Source organism: Cellulomonas sp. WB94, assembly GCF_003115775.1.
Taxonomy (GTDB): domain Bacteria; phylum Actinomycetota; class Actinomycetes; order Actinomycetales; family Cellulomonadaceae; genus Cellulomonas_A.
Map to the genome: position 1 here is coordinate 608,734 of NZ_QEES01000002.1, position 15,800 is coordinate 624,533.

Consider the following 15,800-nt stretch of genomic DNA (forward strand, 5'->3'; position numbering starts at 1 on the left):
GCTGACCGGGCTCCCGCAGGCGCCCCGGCTCCCGCAGGCGCCCCGGCTCCCGCGGCTGACCCGTTCCGTCAGCTGACAGCGCCGGGCACCGTGCGCTGCTCCGCGGCACCGGCCAGCAGCTCGGTGATCTCGTCCTCGTCGAGCAGCCGCTCGGGTCGGACCGTCCGGCCGACGCCGACGTAGCAGAACGCCGCACCCACGTGCTCGAGCGGCGTGCCCTTCCACCGCGACCACGCCAGCCGGTACACCGCGAGCTGAAGCTCCCGCGCCGCGACCTGGACCGGGTCCGACGGCGGCGCGCCCGTCTTCCAGTCGACGACGACGACCGCACCCGGCACCTCCGGCCGGTCGGGGTCGGGGAACACCGCGTCGACGCGTGAACGCAGGACGTAGCCCGCGACCGTCGTCTCGATGTCGACCTCGACCTCGAGCGGGGTCCGGTCGGCCCAGGGCGTCGCCAGGAAGGCCGCACGCAGCGCCCCCTGGTCGGCATCGACCCGGACGGAGTCGTCGTCGGCCCCCGGCAGCGCGTCGACGTCGACCAGCGAGGCCGCACCGAACCACCCCTCGACCCAGGCGTGGAACGCCGTGCCGCGACGGGCCTGCGGGGACGGCTCGAGCGGGACCGGCCGCCGCAGCGCGAGCGCGAACGCCTGCGGGTCGGCGGCGAGACGGACGACCGCCGACGCCGACAGGTGCGCGGGCAGCTCGACGTCGTTCGACGGTGACGCGGCGCGGCGGCGCTCGTCGAGCAGCACGTCCGCCAGGTGGTCCCAGCGCTCACCTGGGGAGTCCGGCAGCGCGGCCCCGGTCGACGGGGCCGAGCCGATCGCTCCCGGCTCCGTACCGGCCCGCGGCAGCGCGGTCGGCGGCGGCACGGTCGGCGGCGGCGCGGCCATCGCCGTCCGGACAGCCGCGGCAGCGGACTCCACAGCGGTGCGCCGCGCGGGCGGCGCCCCGTCCACGGCGGCACCGAACGGGTCGGTGGGCCACAGCGGCGGCGTCTCGGCGCCCGTCCGCGGGTTCGACTCGCCGTCGGACGGCTCGACTGACCAGTCGGCGGCGGACACCAGGCCCCCGTCGGCAAGCTCGGTCAGGAACAGGGACGGCCGCCGTGGACCGGTGCCGTCGCCCCACCACGCGCCGGTCAGCAGCAGCGCCGAACGAGCCCTCGTCATCGCGACGTAGGCGAGCCGTCGCTCCTCCGCGACCTGGTGCCTGCCGGCAGCCAGGAGGAACTCACCGCGGCGGAGGTCGAGGTCCTTCGGGTTGTCCGCGCCCGCGTAGGCGAACGCGGGGAGGTCGGCCCGGTCGCCCCGCAACGGGTAGGGCAACCGGCCGAGACCGGTGAGCCACGCCGAGTCCGACGGGCCGCCCTTGCCGCCGGTGCGGATGGCCGGCAACCCGCCGTCGACGAGGCCTGCGACCGCGACGACGTCCCACTCGAGGCCCTTGGCGGCGTGGATGGTGATGAGCTGGATCGCGTCGGGGTCCGGCTCGGTGACGGGCAGGTCGAGGCCGTTCTCGTGGGACTGAGCGGCCGCGAGCCACGCGAGGAACGCGCCGAGGGTCGGGCTGTCGGCGCCGTCCGCGAACTGCACGGCGACGTCCCGGACCGCATCCAGGTGCGCCCGCGCCCGGCCCGCGGTCGCGCCCGCGCGTGCGGCCACCTCGATGTCCAGCCCGAGCAGCCGCTCGGCCTCCCCGACGAGCTCGGTCAGCGACAGGTAGGTGTGCGAGCGCAGGGTTCGCAACAGCTCGGCGAGCTCGACCAGACGCGCCCGGCCGGTCTCGGTCAGCGAGCGCCCCGAGTGGCTGTGCCAGCCTGAGGGGGGCAGCCCGTCGAGGGCGTCGACGATGCTGCGCTCGTCCACGACGTCACCCTCGACCGGGACCGGGACCGTGGCCTCGCCGGGACCGCCCGTTGTGGCCTGCCGCCGGTGCTGTCGCCCGAGCCCCGCGGCCTGCTCGGCCGACCACGCGCCGAGCGCATGCAGGTCTGCCGCGCCGAGGCGGGTCCGTGCACCCGTGAGCAGCCGCATGAGGGCGTCCCCGCGGGACGGGTCGTGGGCGGCCTGCAGCGCGGCCACGAGGTCGACGACCTCGGGTGTGGAGAGCAGACCGCCGAGCCCGACGACCTCGACGGGCAGCCCCGCCTCGCGCAGCGCTCGACGCAGGACGGTGAACTGTGCCCGCTTGCGACACAGGACGGCGGCGCTCACCCGCTCGGTCCCCGGGGTCGCGGGTCGCCAGCGCTCGGAGAGGAACCGCGCGACGGCCGCCGCCTCCTCCTCGAGCGTCGCGGCGACGTGCGCGCGCACGAGTCCCAGCCCCGCACCGGGCCGCGTGACGAGCTCCGGGACCTCGACGCGCGTGCTGGCCTTGCGCAGCGGTGCAGCGACGTGGTTGGCCGCCGAGAGGACCGCCGCGTCGTTGCGCCACGAGGTCGACAGCAGATGGACGTCGGCGAGCCGGCGGTTCACCGCGCCGTCGGGCGCGTGCTCGTGGACCGGGAACGTCTCCGGGAACCGTTCGAGGCCGCCCGCGCTCGCGCCGCGCCAGCCGTAGATCGACTGGTTCGGGTCGCCGACGGCCGTCACGGGGTGGCCGTCGCCGAACAGCGCTGCCAGCAGCGTCAGCTGCGCGTAGGAGGTGTCCTGGTACTCGTCGAGCAGCACGACCCGGAACCGCGCCCGCTCGCCCGCACCCACCTCGGGGACCTCGCGCGCGAGCCGTGCCGCGAGCGCGACCTGGTCGCCGAAGTCGAGCGCGTCGGCGGCGCGCTTGCGCGCGCGGTAGTCCTCGACGAGGTCGAGGATGCGCGTGCGCTCCTCGAGCACGCGCGTCAGCTCGACCACCTTCGCGTAGGGCCCGCGCGGCGGTGAGCCCGCGGGCGTGGCCCGGATCGCCTCGATGATCGACTCCATGCCCGTCCGTGCCGCCCGGGGGTGAGCAGGTGCTCGTCGAGCGCCCCCGAGAGGGTCAGGACCGACTCGACGACTGTGGAGACCGCCGAGTCGGTGTTGAGGTCGCCCGTCCACGACTCGACGACCTCGCTCGCGAGCTGCCACTGCGCCGCCTCACCGAGCAGCCGCGACGTGGGTTCCACACCGAGCCGCATCGCGTGGTCGGCGACGAGGGACGCCGCGTACGCGTTGTAGGTCGCAACGGTCGGACGAGCCAGATCGAGGAGCCCCGGTCCGGCGCCGGGTACGCCGCCGAGGCCGACGAGTCCCGGCAGCACGAGCCCGTCGCGGGCGGCGGCGCGAGCGAGATGACGCAGACGGTGCCGCACACGGTCGCCGAGCTCGCCGGCGGCCTTGCGCGTGAACGTCAGCCCGAGCACCTGCTCGGGCGCGACGTGACCGTTCGCGATCAGCCACACGACGCGGGCGGCCATCGTCTCGGTCTTGCCGGAACCCGCTCCCGCGACGACGAGTGACGGGTGCAGCGGTGCCTCGATGACGGCGACCTGCTCGGCGGTCGGCGGGTGCTTGCCGAGCAGGGTCGCGATGCCGACGGCTGTGAACGCCTCGTTCACTCGACCACCTGCGCACCCTCGTCGCGCACCGGGCAGCTGCGCCGGACCGGGCAGTGCGGGCACAGGGGGTTCACGGTCGCGGTGAACGTCGACGCGGCCATGCGTCCCGCGACGTCCTCGACGAGCGTTCGCGCCCAGCTGGGGCCGTCGTCCTCGGGTCCGAGCGCAGGCTGGGTGCGCAGCGCCGGTCCCTTGTTGACGTCGGAGACGAAGGCGAGCTGGGCGCCCGCACTGCGGGTGCCGGGCGGCAGCTCGGCGAACGCGCCCGCGTCGACCGCGAGCTGGTACGCACCCAGCTGCGGGTTCTCGAGCGCCTGCGCCGGCGACGGAGCCTGGCGCCCCGTCTTCAGGTCGCTCACTCGCACGGTCGGGGGCTCGTCCGGGCCGCCCTCGTCCACGACCTCGATGCGGTCCGCCGATCCGCGCACGACGGCTCGGTCGAGCTCGAGCAGGAACTCACCCTCGACGACGAGCGGCCGACCTGCGTCGCGCACGTACTCCGCGAGCCGGCGCACCATCTGCTCGGCACGGCGCCGCTCCACGACGGCGGGCCAGCCCGCCCCGAGCCCGAGCTCGCCCCAGCGTCGGTCGAGCTCGGCCGCCAGCTCCGCGTGCGAACCCGCCGGGTGTGACTGCGCGATCGAGTGGACGAGCGTCCCGAGCGACTGGCCGGCGCTCGCCGCGGCCGTGCCACCGGCGGCCTCGAGCGCCCAGCGCAGCGCGCACGTCGCGGCGGCCTCGACCTTCGACGGTGAGACGGGCACCTTCTCGTCCGGTCGCCACAGCGGGGCGTCGCTCGACGGGTCAGCGAGACCGTGCCAGCCGGCAGGGTCCGCGCCGGCGACGCCCTCACGTGCCAACCGGGCGAGCAGCACAGCGGCGCGGCTGTCCGGAGATCCGTCGAGCACGCTCTGCTCGAGCCGCGAACGCAGCAGCGCGACCAGTCCGCGCAGGTCGAGCGGCGACGGCGCCTGGGCCCGGCGCGGGTCGACGTCCTCGTCGCACGGCTCGACCAGCTCGCAGAACGGGGACGGCTGGGCGTCGGTGTCGGCGACCGCGGTCACGAGCAGGCTGCGACGAGCCCGCGAGACCGCGACCGTGAAGGAGCGCAGCTCGTCGCTCAGCACCGCGGCGCGTGCACCCGCCCCGAGCTGGCCCGCGTCCGGCTCGCGCCCGGCGAGCAGCTCGACGAGCTGTTGCGCACCGAGCACCGAGTCGCGCAGCCGCAGGTCCGGCCAGACGCCCTCCTGCACCCCCGCGACGACGACCACGTCCCACTCCCGGCCTGCCGCGCCCGCGGGCGTCAGCACTGCGACGGCCTCGCGGTGCGCACGTGCCGCGAGCGTGTCGGCCGGGAGGTCCTGGGACAGCACCCAGTCCACGAAGGCGCCCGGGGGTGCCTGCGGCATGCGGTCGACGAACGTCTCGGCGGCGCGGAACAGCGCAAGCACCGCATCGAGGTCCCGGTCGGCGCGCGCGCCGGACGTCCCGCCCGCGAGCGCCGAGCGTCGCCAGACCGGCGAGAGCCCGGCGGCGTCCCACAGTGACCACAGCACGGTCTGCGCGTCGGCCGTCGGGGCGTCCGCGGCGGCGCGTCCGGCGGCGAGGAGCTCCGCGAGCCGCAGCACGGGGCGGCGCACGGTGGCCGGGAGGCTCGCTGCGCGCGCGGGGTCCTCGAGCACCTCGACGAGCAGCGTGTCGCTCGTACGCCCCCCGCCGCCCGCGATCTCCTCCGCGCGCAACGCCCGTCGCACGCGGCGCAGCCCCACGGCGTCGAGGCCGCCGAGCGGAGAGCACAAGAGCCGGGCCGCGGTGTCGGCGTCAAGAGCGGCACGCGACGACCCCGCACGCGCTGCCGGGGGGGCGAGCACGCACCGCACCGCCTCGAGCAGCGGTCGCACCGCCGGCTCGTCGCGGAGCGCGACGTCGCTCCCGCTCACGGTGACCGGGACGCTGGCCCCGGCCAACGAGCGCCGCAGGGCCGTCACCTGCGCGCCCGATCGGGCGATGACCGCCATGCGGTCCCACGGCGTGCCGTCCTCGAGGTGCGCGGCCCGCAGCGTGTGGGCGACGTATGCCGCCTCCTGCGCGGCGCTCGGGAGGATGGCGACCCGCGCAGTGCCGGGGTCGGTCTGGTCGGGGGCGCTCGCGCGACGGTGGGCCACGGCACCCACCGCACCGACCCGCGCGGCGACGTCGGTGACGACCTCGCGCAGCCGGGTGCCGTGCCGCCAGACGGTCCCGAGCACGAGCCGCTCGGCGCCGAGCTCGCCCGGGCCGTCGCCCTCGACGTCCGCGCGCCCGACCAGCGCCGGGCTCGCGCCACGGAACGTCTGCACCGCCGCGTCCGGGTCCGCGAGGAGGACGAGCCGTGCGCCGTCCTCGGCGAGCACCCGCAGCAGGCGCGCGGTGGCCGCGGTGCTCTCCTGGTGGTCGTCGACCACGACGAGCCGCCACCGCGGTCGGGGCGCGCCGGCGACCTCGTCGTCCCACGCCAGGAGTGCCTCGGCGGCCTCCTCGACGACCACGGCCGGGTCGTACCGCGCGCCGACGTCCGGGGTCGCCGCACGCAGCACCGTGACGTCGAGGTACTCCTGGTAGACGACGGCCGCCGCGACCCACGCCGAGCGGCCGTGGCGCTCGCCCAGCTCCGCGAGGTCGACCGGCGTCAGCCCGCGCTCGGCGGCACGCATGAGCAGGTCACGCAGCTCGTCGCGGAACGCCCGCAATCCCAACGCCTCGACGGGGACGCCCTGCGGCCACGTGACGGGCACCCCGTCCCCCTCGGCGTGGCCAGCGAGCAGCTCGGCGAGGAGAAGGTCCTGCTCGGGACCGGAGATGAGCGTCGGCGCGGGCTCTCCGAGCAGACCGGCTCGGGCGCGCAGGACGGCGAACGCCGCCGACGCCGCCGTCCGCACCATCGCCTGCCCGGACGTGAGCTGGAGCCGAGCGGACAACCGGTCACGGAGGTCCGCGGCCGACCGGCGGCTCGCCGCAAGGACGAGAACGTCCTCCGGGGCGAGGTCGCCGCGCGCCACAGCGGCCTCGACGGACTCGACCGCGACCGTCGTCTTGCCCGTCCCCGGGGCGCCGAGCACGAGCAGCGCACGGTCACCGCCGCCCGCGACGCGGTCCACCACAGCCTGCTGGTCCGGGTCGAGCAGCAGCGCCGCGCCCACCGGGCCTGGCATGTCGAGGGTGACCGCACCGGTCTCGGCGCCGGAGTCGTGGCCCTGTGCCGCACCTGCCGACGCCACACCCACCGACGCCACACCCGCCGAAGCCGCGCCCACGGGGTCCAGGAGCCGAGGACGCACGAGCCGCAGCGGCGCGTGCGACGAGGGACCCGGGTTCACGCCCCGATCACATCACGCGCCGCCCACATCGCCGGTCAGGCGGACGGGAACGGCCACGCGTTCGGCGTGCACGCCCCGGTGCTGCCCGACTGCTGCTGCATGAGGGGTGCGAGCTTGCCCGGCCCGCCGCAGTACTCGTGCCGGTGCCCGAGCAGGTGGCCGACCTCGTGGTTGACGAGGTACTGCCGGTAGGCGACCTTGTCGCCGTCCCAGCCGGCCGCGCCTTCGATCCACCGGAGCACGTTCAGCACCGCGCGACCGCTCGTCCCGCAGGAGACCTTGCCGGCCGTCGCGAGCGGCGCGCACAGCCGGTCGACGAGCCGCGGCGAGGCCAGGACGACGCTCAGATCGGCGTCCCCGTCGGTACGGGCGAAGGTGACGGAGCCGTCTGCCCCCCACCCGCGAGGGTCGTTGAGCGTGGTCATCACGGTGAGCGCGAACAGGCCCGGGTCGACGGCCAGCCCGCGCTCGACCTCGATGCGCACGGTCCGCACCGCCCCCGGTCCGGGAGCCGCCTGGGCGCCAGGCACCACGACGAGCTCGCCCGATGCGCTCCTGGGCACAGCGAGCGAGAGGAGTCCCGCGCTCACGTCCGTCACCAGCAACCCGTCCACGAGTGCCGGCAGTGCGGCGGCACCGAGCTGGGGGTCGACACCGGAGCTGGTCACCGGCGCGGCGATCACCTCGTTCGTGCCGTCGGCCCAGTCGGCCACGGTTCCCCGACCACCGACGAGCGAGCGCGACGCGCTCGGTGTCCCCGCACTGTCCGTGAACCAGTCGCCGCCTGCGGCCGCACCGCCGACGTCGGTCCCGTCGACGTCGTTCTCGAGGACACCGGCCGGGTCGGCCGAGAACCGCGAGGAGCCCGTGATCGCGCCCCACACCCCGACGACTGCCGCCCCCGCGCCGGTGTCGGGCGAGGCCCATGTGCCGGCGCCGGCGCCGGCGACGAACGCCCCCAGCCCGACGAGCACGACCGTCGCCCGCACACCCGCACCACGGCGACGGCTCGCGCGCCGACCGGGGCGCGCAGGCGCAGCCGACCGGTGGCGGGATGTCATCGAGCCATGATCGCATCCTGGGCACCCACCGTGGCTACCATCACCTGATGACAGACGATCGGGAGGGACGGGGCAGGGGACCCCGCATGTCTCGCGACGACCGCCGCGCGCAGGTGCTCAGCGTCGCTCAGGAGCTGTTCTCGACCGAGGGCTACCACCACGTCTCGATGGACGACATCGCTGATCGCGCCGCCGTCAGCAAGCCCGTGCTGTACCGTCACTTCCCGTCGAAGCTCGACCTGTACGGAGCGGTCGTGGACCAGCGCGCCATCGAGCTGCTCGCAGCGATCGACGCCGCTGTCGAGCCCCTCGAGGCCGGTCCGGTCCAGCCGGGCGAGGGCCGCGTCGTCGTGGCGGCGATCGTGCGGGCCTACGTCGACTTCGTCGAAGGCGCGGGCGAGTCCGCGGCGCTCCTCTTCGAGTCCGACGTGACGAAGGATGTCGGCGTCCGTGCCCGGGTCGAGCACGCGTCGACCGAGGCCGCCCGCCGCATCGGCACCGTGCTGGTCGACGTCACGGGACTCCCGCCCGAGAGCGCGAGCATGCTCGCCGTCGCCCTGACCGCGATGGCGCAGGCCGCGGCGACGCACCGGTTCCGGTCCTCGGGCGGCCCGACGCCCGACATCACCTCTGAGCTCGTGGCCCGCCTGGCCTGGCGGGGCATCGCGGGGCTCGTGCGCCCGGACTTCGAGTACGAGGGATCGGCCTAGGATTGACCCGGCCAGCCGGTCCGACCGGCTCGGCGTCGGTCTGGGCAGGCATCGGGTGGTCCTCCATCGGACGTTCCGGCGTCGCCGCGACGCACCGGCCAGAACTTCTGAGGAGACGGTTTCAGTGGAGATCACCATCGGCGTGCAGAACCTGGTCCGCGAGCTTGTGGTCGAGTCCGACCAGACCCCCGACCAGGTCGCCGAGGCTGTCGCCGCGGCCCTCGGCGGCAAGCCTGCGCTCGAGCTCGTCGACACGCGCGGGCGTCACATCATCGTCCCGACGGCGTCGATCGGCTACGTCGAGATCGGCGGAGAGACCAAGGGACGGGTCGGCTTCGGCACGATCTGACGCGTCTGCGGCGCACGCGCGCCGCTGGCCGTACAGGTCTGCGGTCGCGCAGTCGCCGTGCGCGCAGTCAGCGTGCGCGCAACCACCGTGCGCGCGCCATGAGCGTGCGCACTGCGACGATGCGCCGGCAGAGCTCGAGCAGGGCCGTCAGGCCGTCAGTCCCAGGCGCCCCATGCGACGCGTGTGCTCGGCGGTGAGCGCACCGAACAGCTTGCCCGACGCCTCCCCCGCCTCGACGTAGACGTCGGTGCCCGCGGCGATCCGCAGCAGCGCGGGACGTGACCCGAGCAGCGCCTGGACGACACCGAGCGCCTCGCCACCGAGTCGTCGGCCCCAGAGGGCAAGACGTGCGACCAGGACGTCGTCGCCCGCGCCGGCCTCGGCGATCTCGGCGACGGCGAGGTCGGCGTGGCTGTGGTCGTCGAGCACGTCGAGGACGAGCGCGCGAGACGTCTCGTCGAGGCGTGCGGCCGCGATCCGGCAGAAGTCGTCAGCGACCCCGTAGCCGACGTACGACGTGAGCAGCCGCTCCCACCACGTGCTCGGTGAGGTCCGCAGGTCGAAGTCGTCGAGGACGTGGTCGAAGCAGCCCATCGCGGCCAGCGGGTCCCCACCGAGCTCGACGATCCGGTCGATCACACGGTCGCGGCGCTCGACGGCGGCGGCGGCGAACCTGCTCAGCGCGAGGCGCTCGTCGAGGGTCGGGGCGGCGGCCGAGTCCTCGGCGCTGCGGGCGAAGGCCTCGAGCTGGAGCTGGGCGACCAGCCCGAGCAGCTCGATCGCGTCGGCGGTCGTGCCGCTCGTCCCGGGAGAGCCGGACGTGCCGGACGTGCCTGACTGCGCCGTCTGGGTCATCGGATGATCTTACCGCCGCGCGGAGGACCGTCCGGTAGGATGGGCCCGTACATCGGTTGCCCGGTCGTCTCGACCGCCTCGCGCACCGCGCGAATGACATTCACGATCGGCTGCCGGCCAACCGCGTGACGATGCCCGCTCCCGACCCGGCCCACGTGCCGCAGGAAGCGCGCGGCTCGTCACCACTCGAGTGAAGAGTCCTCTGTGACCACGACCGACACCACCCTCGACCCTGCGACGGACAGCTCGCAGGCCACGGACGCCGACACCGCAGCAAGCGTGCAGGCCACCAACCCGTCCTTCGCGGACTTCGACATCCGCCCCGAGATCGTCGCGGCGCTCGCCGCCGCCGGCATCACGCACCCGTTCCCGATCCAGGCGATGACGCTGCCCGTCGCGCTCGCGGGCCACGACATCATCGGCCAGGCCAAGACCGGGACCGGCAAGACCCTCGGGTTCGGTGTCCCGCTGCTGCACCGCGTGGTCGCGCCCGGCGAGGAGGGCTTCGACGACCTGCCGCAGCCCGGCAAGCCGCAGGCCCTCGTCGTCGTCCCGACGCGCGAGCTCGCCGTCCAGGTCGCGACCGACCTCGCGACCGCGTCGACCAACCGGTCGGTGCGCATCGTGCAGCTCTACGGCGGCCGTGCGTACGAGCCGCAGGTCAACGCGCTGAACAAGGGCGTCGAGGTCGTCGTCGGGACGCCCGGGCGCATGATCGACCTGCAGAACCAGGGCATCCTCGACCTGTCGTACGCACGCTGCGTCGTGCTCGACGAGGCCGACGAGATGCTCGACCTCGGGTTCCTCCCCGACGTCGAGAAGCTGCTGTCGCGGACCCCCGCGGCGCGGACCACGATGCTGTTCTCGGCGACCATGCCGGGTGCCGTCGTCGCGATGGCGCGCCGCTACATGACCCAGCCGACGCACATCCGGGCGAACGACCCCGACGACGGCGGCCAGACCGTCAAGAACATCAAGCAGGTCGTCTACCGCGCGCACGCGATGGACAAGGTCGAGGTCCTCGCGCGCATCCTGCAGTCCGAGGGTCGCGGCCTGACGATCGTCTTCGCCCGCACCAAGCGCACGGCCGCCAAGGTGGCCGACGACCTGATCGAGCGCGGGTTCGCGGCCGGCGCGATCCACGGTGACCTCGGCCAGGGCGCCCGTGAGCAGGCGCTGCGCGCGTTCCGCAACGGCAAGGTCGACGTCCTCGTGGCGACCGACGTCGCGGCGCGCGGGATCGACGTCGACGACGTCACGCACGTCATCAACTACCAGTGCACCGAGGACGAGAAGATCTACCTGCACCGCACCGGCCGCACCGGTCGCGCGGGGCACAAGGGCACCGCGGTGACGTTCGTCGACTGGGACGACATGCCGCGCTGGGGCCTGATCAACAAGGCGCTCGACCTCGGCATCCCGGAGCCCGTCGAGACGTACTCGAGCTCGCCGCACCTGTACGCCGAGCTCAACATCCCGGTCGGCACCAAGGGACGCCTGCCGAAGGCGCAGCAGGTGCGCGCCGGACTCGACGCCGAGGTGCTCGAGGACCTCGGCGAGACGGGCAAGCGGCACGCCACGGGCGGCGGGCACGGCTCGTCCGACCACCACACCGACGGCGGACGTGGTCGTGGCCCGCGTGACGGCGGTTCGCGCGACGGCGGCCAGCGTTCCGGCGGTTCCCGTGACGGCGGTTCGCGTGACGGCGGTTCCCGTGATGGCGGCCGTACGCGCGGTGCACGGTCTGCCACCGACGGCGCGTCGTCCCGCAACGCCGACGCCGCTCCGGCCGCCGGGGCCACCCGCGCACCGGAGGCGCCGTCCGGCGCGAACGGGCCGGACACGGCCGGGTCGAACGACCGTCCGCGCCGTTCACGCAACCGTCGCCGCACGCGCGGGGGCGACTCGACCACGACGTCGGCGGCGTCCGCCGAGTAGGTCACCGAGCCCGTCGAGGGCTCGCGCACGCAGATCGGCCGACGGGCCGGTCGCCGAGGTTCATGGACCCAGGCGACCGGCCCGTCGTTCATCAGCCGGTGCGCGTCAGCCGGTGCGCGTCAGCCGGTGCGAGTCAGCCGACGTGAACCGGACCGGTCAGCGGGACACGATCAGCCGGACACGATGAAGGCGCGCACCGCATCGGCGACGAGCTGTACGGCGATCGCGGCGAGCAGCAGACCGGCGATCCGCGTGACCAGCGTGGTGCCGGAGTCGCCGAGCACGCGATGGAACACGCCGGCGAACCGCATCGCCAGGTACAGGCAGATGTGCACGCCGAGGACGCCGAGCCCGATGGCGACCCAGTTGCCCATCGACCCGTCGGAGCGCTGCACGAAGACCATCGTGGCGACGATCGCACCGGGTCCGGCGAGCAGGGGTGTGCCCAGCGGCACCATGGCGACGTTGACGCCCTCGTTGCCGGACGGCTGCGGCTCCTCCATCTTGCCGGTCAGCAGCTCCATGGCGACGAGCAGCAGGAGCAGCCCGCCCGAGGCCTGCAGGGCCGGGAGCGAGATGTGCATGTAGCTGAGCAGCTGCTGGCCGAACGTCGCGAACGCGACGATGACTCCGAAGGCCACAGCGATGGCCTGCCGGGACGCGCGGATGCGCTGGCGGCGGGTCATCGCGGCGGTCAGCGCGAGGAAGATCGGCACGGTGCCGGGCGGGTCCATGATCACGAACAGCGTGATGAAGACCTCGGTGAGCAGCCGCAGGTCGACGCCGCTCATGCGCGCACGACCTCGAGCGCGCCCTGCTCCTCGATCGCCGCGAGGACGTCCGGTGCGGTCAGGTTCTCCCCGAGCAGGTTCTCCTTGCCGGCGCCGTGGTAGTCGCTGGACCCGGTGACGAGCAGTCCGAGCCGCGCGGCGATGGCGTGCAGCCGGGTGCGCTGGGCGGGCGTGTGGTCGCGGTGGTCGATCTCGATCCCGGCGAGCCCCGCGTCGGCGAGCTCCTCGAACGCCGCGTCGGGCACGATCCGGCCGCGGACCTCGGCACCCGGGTGGGCGAACACCGGGACGCCACCCGCGGCACGCACCGCCCGTACCGCGTCGATGCCCGACGGCGCGTAGTACGGGACGTAATACTTCGCGTGGCTGGACAGCACGCCGGCGAACGCCGAGCTCCGGTCCGGCAGAAGGCCTGCCGCGACCAGCGCATCAGCGATATGTGGCCGGCCGACGACGGTGTTCGGGGCCGTCTGGGCGAGCACGTCGTCCCAGGTCAGGGGGTAGTCCGCGGCGAGCAGGTCGACCATCGCCCGGCCTCGACACAGCCGCGCCGCGCGGGTCCGCTCGAGCTCGACCATGAGGTCGGGGTGCGTCGGGTCCTGCAGGTAGGCGAGCAGGTGGATGCTCACCCCGTGCAGCCGGGCCGACACCTCGGTGCCGCGGACCAGCGCGACGCCGACCTCGACGGCCGCGGCGGCCGCCTCGTCCCACCCCGACGTCGTGTCGTGGTCGGTGAGCGCGACGACGTCGAGACCCGCGCGTGCGGCTGCGGCCATCACCTCGGCCGGACTCTCGGTCCCGTCCGACGCGGACGAGTGGGTGTGGAGGTCGATGCGCACTGACCCACCCTAGGTCCCGTCCACCTGTCGAGACTGCACCCCAGCGGCCGCAGGGCTGACGCCGGGGGCGGGGCAGGTGACCCCCGAGCCGGTGGGAAGATGGGGGTCATGACGACGGACGTGACACCGGAGACCACCCAGGGCGACAACCAGGACCTGTCGAGCCGGAACGACAACCGCTCGCAGCGACCGAGCTCCGCGGCGTTCAGGAGCTTCATCACGTCCGGCTGGGGACCTCGCCCCGACACGGAGGGCTCCCCCGGGCCCGCCGTCGCGCAGACCGCCGACCGCCGTGCGCGGCTCTCGGCCCAGTTCCCCGGTGAGCGGCTCGTCATCCCGGCCGGCACGTACAAGACGCGCTCGAACGACACCGACTACCGGTTCCGTCCGCACTCCGCGTTCGCCCACCTGACGGGCCTCGGCTCCGAGCAGGAGCCGGATGCGGTGCTCGTCCTCGACCCCGCGACCGGTGACGACGGCAGCGACGGCAGCGACGGCGCCCACGAGGCCGTCCTGTACATGCGCCCGCTGGCCGGGCGGGACACCGAGGAGTTCTTCTCCGACTCCCGCTACGGCGAGTTCTGGGTCGGCGCGCGTCCCACGCTCGAGGACCTCGAACGCCTCACGGGCATCCGCACCGCGCACCTCGACGACCTGAGTGACGCGCTCGCGAAGGACGCCGGTCCGGGCGGCATCGGTGTCGTCGTGGTCCCCGGCGTCGACGAGACGGTCGAGGCCGTCGTCGAGGAGATCCGCGCGGCCGAGGATGCCGGCATGCGCGACGACGTCCTCGCGGAGGCCCTGTCCGAGCTCCGGCTCATCAAGGACGCCCACGAGGTCGAGCAGATGCGCACGGCCGTCGCGGTCACGATCGAGGGGTTCGAGAAGATCGTGCGCCGGTTGCCCGAGGCCGTCGCGCACCGCCGCGGGGAACGCGTCATCGAGGCCACCTTCATCGGGCACGCCCGCCAGGAGGGCAACGCGGTCGGCTACGAGACCATCGCGGCCGCCGGGGAGCACGCCACGACGCTGCACTGGACGGACAACGACGGCCAGGTCCGGCCCGGCGAGCTCGTCCTCATCGACGCGGGCGCCGAGGTCGACTCGCTCTACACCGCCGACGTGACCCGCACCCTTCCCGTCGACGGGACGTTCACCGAGGTCCAGCGTCGCGTCTACCAGGCGGTCCTCGACGCGGCCGACGCCGCGTTCGCGGTGGCCAAGCCGGGCTCGGTGTTCCGGGACGTGCACGCCGCCGCGATGGAGGTCATCGCGGACCGCCTCGCCGAGTGGGGGCTGCTGCCCGTGTCGGCCGAGGAGTCGCTGAGCCCCGAGGGTCAGCAGCACCGCCGCTGGATGGTGCACGGCACGAGCCACCACCTCGGGCTCGACGTGCACGACTGCGCGCAGGCGCGCCGCGAGCTCTACCTCGACGCGGTGATCGAACCGGGCATGGTGTTCACGATCGAGCCGGGGCTGTACTTCAAGAGCGACGACCTGCTGGTGCCGGCCGAGTACCGCGGCATCGGGGTGCGCATCGAGGACGACGTCCTGGTCACGGCCGACGGCAACGAGAACCTGTCCGCCGCCCTGCCGCGTCGGCCCGACGAGGTCGAGGCGTGGATGGCGCGCCTGCTGCCGCCGCGCTGACCCTCAGAGCGCGCCGGGCGTCGGCGGCACGGTGGGCGGCGCCGTCGGGGGAACGGTGGGCGGTCCGACCGGCGGCACGGTGGGCGAGCCGGCAGGCGGCTGGTGCGGTGCGGCGGGCTCGGGATAGGCCACGCGCGGGTCCGACGGCGGGGTCGACGGGCCGGCCGGCCGCGCGGGCCAGCCGGACTGCACGCCGCCGATCTCCTGCAGCAGGTTCCGCGCCTTGTTCGCGTGCTCGGCTCCGCACAGCAGCGCATAGGTCGTCGCGACGATCTGGCTGGTCGACGTGAAGTCGCGCTTCCCGCCCGTGAACGAGTACGTGATCACGGAGAACAGCAGGCCGAACGCGCCACCGATGAGGATCGCGGCGAACATGAGCGACGAGTCGCCCGAGCCGAACATCGACAGCAGCAGCCCCACGAACAGCCCGAACCAGGCGCCGGACGCGAACCCCGCGAGCGCGACGCGCGGGTAGGACAGCCGCCCGGTCACCCGCTCGACCATGCGCAGGTCGGTCCCGACGATCGTCACGTGCTGGACGGGGAACTGCTTGTCGGCGAGGTGGTCGACCGCGCGCTGGGCCTCGAGGTAGGTGCCGTAGGACGCGACGGCCTCACCCTGCGGGAGCGTGGGTGCGGTCGGGACACGGGTGGCGCGGGTGAACGACATGCCCCAATCCTCCCCCACCGGCTCCGACGTGCGCCACCCGG

Annotated in this window: 12 protein-coding genes; 4 read left to right on the forward strand and 8 right to left on the reverse strand. The window is 74.4% G+C overall.

From position 1 onward, the window contains the following. Window positions 1-68: 68 nt before the first annotated feature. The 4 genes from DDP54_RS03925 to DDP54_RS03935 are packed head-to-tail and all read right to left on the reverse strand — an operon-like array spanning window position 69 to window position 7,958. Window positions 69-2,927 (reverse strand): ATP-dependent DNA helicase, encoded by a 2,859-nt coding sequence (locus DDP54_RS03925; protein WP_197711312.1) that lies wholly within the window; start codon window positions 2,925-2,927, stop codon window positions 69-71. Then, on the reverse strand, window positions 2,846-3,541 hold the full coding sequence (locus DDP54_RS18890; protein WP_347338493.1) for a UvrD-helicase domain-containing protein: 696 nt from the start codon (window positions 3,539-3,541) through the stop codon (window positions 2,846-2,848). Before DDP54_RS18890 ends, DDP54_RS03925 begins: the two co-directional genes overlap by 82 nt. Continuing rightward, window positions 3,538-6,897, reverse strand: coding sequence for an ATP-dependent DNA helicase (locus DDP54_RS03930; protein WP_347338494.1), 3,360 nt, complete (start codon window positions 6,895-6,897; stop codon window positions 3,538-3,540). The genes DDP54_RS18890 and DDP54_RS03930 overlap by 4 nt, the downstream gene beginning before the upstream one ends. 35 nt (window positions 6,898-6,932) lie before the next feature. Beyond that, the gene (locus DDP54_RS03935) at window positions 6,933-7,958 is read right to left on the reverse strand and encodes a DUF3152 domain-containing protein (RefSeq protein WP_109130635.1); all 1,026 of its coding nucleotides are present in this window, start codon (window positions 7,956-7,958) and stop codon (window positions 6,933-6,935) included. An 86-nt stretch (window positions 7,959-8,044) separates the two neighbouring features. Between DDP54_RS03935 and DDP54_RS03940 the strand changes: the two genes are divergently transcribed. Both DDP54_RS03940 and DDP54_RS03945 read left to right on the forward strand, forming a co-directional pair. Continuing rightward, complete coding sequence (locus DDP54_RS03940) at window positions 8,045-8,668, forward strand: TetR/AcrR family transcriptional regulator (RefSeq protein ID WP_242448210.1); 624 nt, start codon at window positions 8,045-8,047, stop codon at window positions 8,666-8,668. 124 nt (window positions 8,669-8,792) lie between these two features. Continuing rightward, entirely contained in the window at window positions 8,793-9,017 is a 225-nt protein-coding gene (locus tag DDP54_RS03945; RefSeq protein ID WP_109130637.1) for a DUF3107 domain-containing protein, read from the forward strand. A 147-nt stretch (window positions 9,018-9,164) separates the two neighbouring features. Here the strand turns inward: DDP54_RS03945 and DDP54_RS03950 are convergent, their stop codons facing one another. After that, on the reverse strand, window positions 9,165-9,872 hold the full coding sequence (locus DDP54_RS03950; RefSeq protein WP_109130638.1) for a ferritin-like fold-containing protein: 708 nt from the start codon (window positions 9,870-9,872) through the stop codon (window positions 9,165-9,167). 204 nt (window positions 9,873-10,076) lie between these two features. Between DDP54_RS03950 and DDP54_RS03955 the strand changes: the two genes are divergently transcribed. Then, window positions 10,077-11,810: a DEAD/DEAH box helicase gene (locus DDP54_RS03955; protein WP_109130639.1), complete on the forward strand. Its 1,734-nt coding sequence runs from the start codon at window positions 10,077-10,079 to the stop codon at window positions 11,808-11,810. A 170-nt stretch (window positions 11,811-11,980) separates the two neighbouring features. On the opposite strand, the gene DDP54_RS03960 is transcribed toward DDP54_RS03955, so the two are convergent. Both DDP54_RS03960 and DDP54_RS03965 read right to left on the reverse strand, forming a co-directional pair. Beyond that, complete coding sequence (locus DDP54_RS03960) at window positions 11,981-12,601, reverse strand: MarC family protein (RefSeq protein ID WP_109130640.1); 621 nt, start codon at window positions 12,599-12,601, stop codon at window positions 11,981-11,983. Next, entirely contained in the window at window positions 12,598-13,440 is an 843-nt protein-coding gene (locus DDP54_RS03965) for a PHP domain-containing protein (RefSeq protein WP_109130641.1), read from the reverse strand. Before DDP54_RS03965 ends, DDP54_RS03960 begins: the two co-directional genes overlap by 4 nt. 108 nt (window positions 13,441-13,548) lie before the next feature. On the opposite strand from DDP54_RS03965, the gene DDP54_RS03970 reads away from it, so the two are divergent. Further along, on the forward strand, window positions 13,549-15,090 hold the full coding sequence (locus tag DDP54_RS03970; protein WP_109132342.1) for an aminopeptidase P family protein: 1,542 nt from the start codon (window positions 13,549-13,551) through the stop codon (window positions 15,088-15,090). A 3-nt stretch (window positions 15,091-15,093) separates the two neighbouring features. On the opposite strand, the gene DDP54_RS03980 is transcribed toward DDP54_RS03970, so the two are convergent. Beyond that, the gene (locus DDP54_RS03980) at window positions 15,094-15,759 is read right to left on the reverse strand and encodes a general stress protein (RefSeq protein ID WP_242448211.1); all 666 of its coding nucleotides are present in this window, start codon (window positions 15,757-15,759) and stop codon (window positions 15,094-15,096) included. Between the last annotated feature and the right edge of the window lie 41 nt (window positions 15,760-15,800).

What these genes read in the sequence shown, in the direction of transcription:
- DDP54_RS03960 (WP_109130640.1), bottom strand. Translation starts at nt 12,601, where the DNA reads ATGAGCGGCGTCGACCTGCGGCTGCTCACCGAGGTCTTCATCACGCTG.
- DDP54_RS03950 (WP_109130638.1), bottom strand. Translation starts at nt 9,872, where the DNA reads ATGACCCAGACGGCGCAGTCAGGCACGTCCGGCACGTCCGGCTCTCCC.
- DDP54_RS03980 (WP_242448211.1), bottom strand. Translation starts at nt 15,759, where the DNA reads ATGTCGTTCACCCGCGCCACCCGTGTCCCGACCGCACCCACGCTCCCG.
- DDP54_RS03970 (WP_109132342.1), top strand. Translation starts at nt 13,549, where the DNA reads ATGACGACGGACGTGACACCGGAGACCACCCAGGGCGACAACCAGGAC.
- DDP54_RS03940 (WP_242448210.1), top strand. Translation starts at nt 8,045, where the DNA reads ATGTCTCGCGACGACCGCCGCGCGCAGGTGCTCAGCGTCGCTCAGGAG.
- DDP54_RS03925 (WP_197711312.1), bottom strand. Translation starts at nt 2,927, where the DNA reads ATGGAGTCGATCATCGAGGCGATCCGGGCCACGCCCGCGGGCTCACCG.
- DDP54_RS03935 (WP_109130635.1), bottom strand. Translation starts at nt 7,958, where the DNA reads ATGACATCCCGCCACCGGTCGGCTGCGCCTGCGCGCCCCGGTCGGCGC.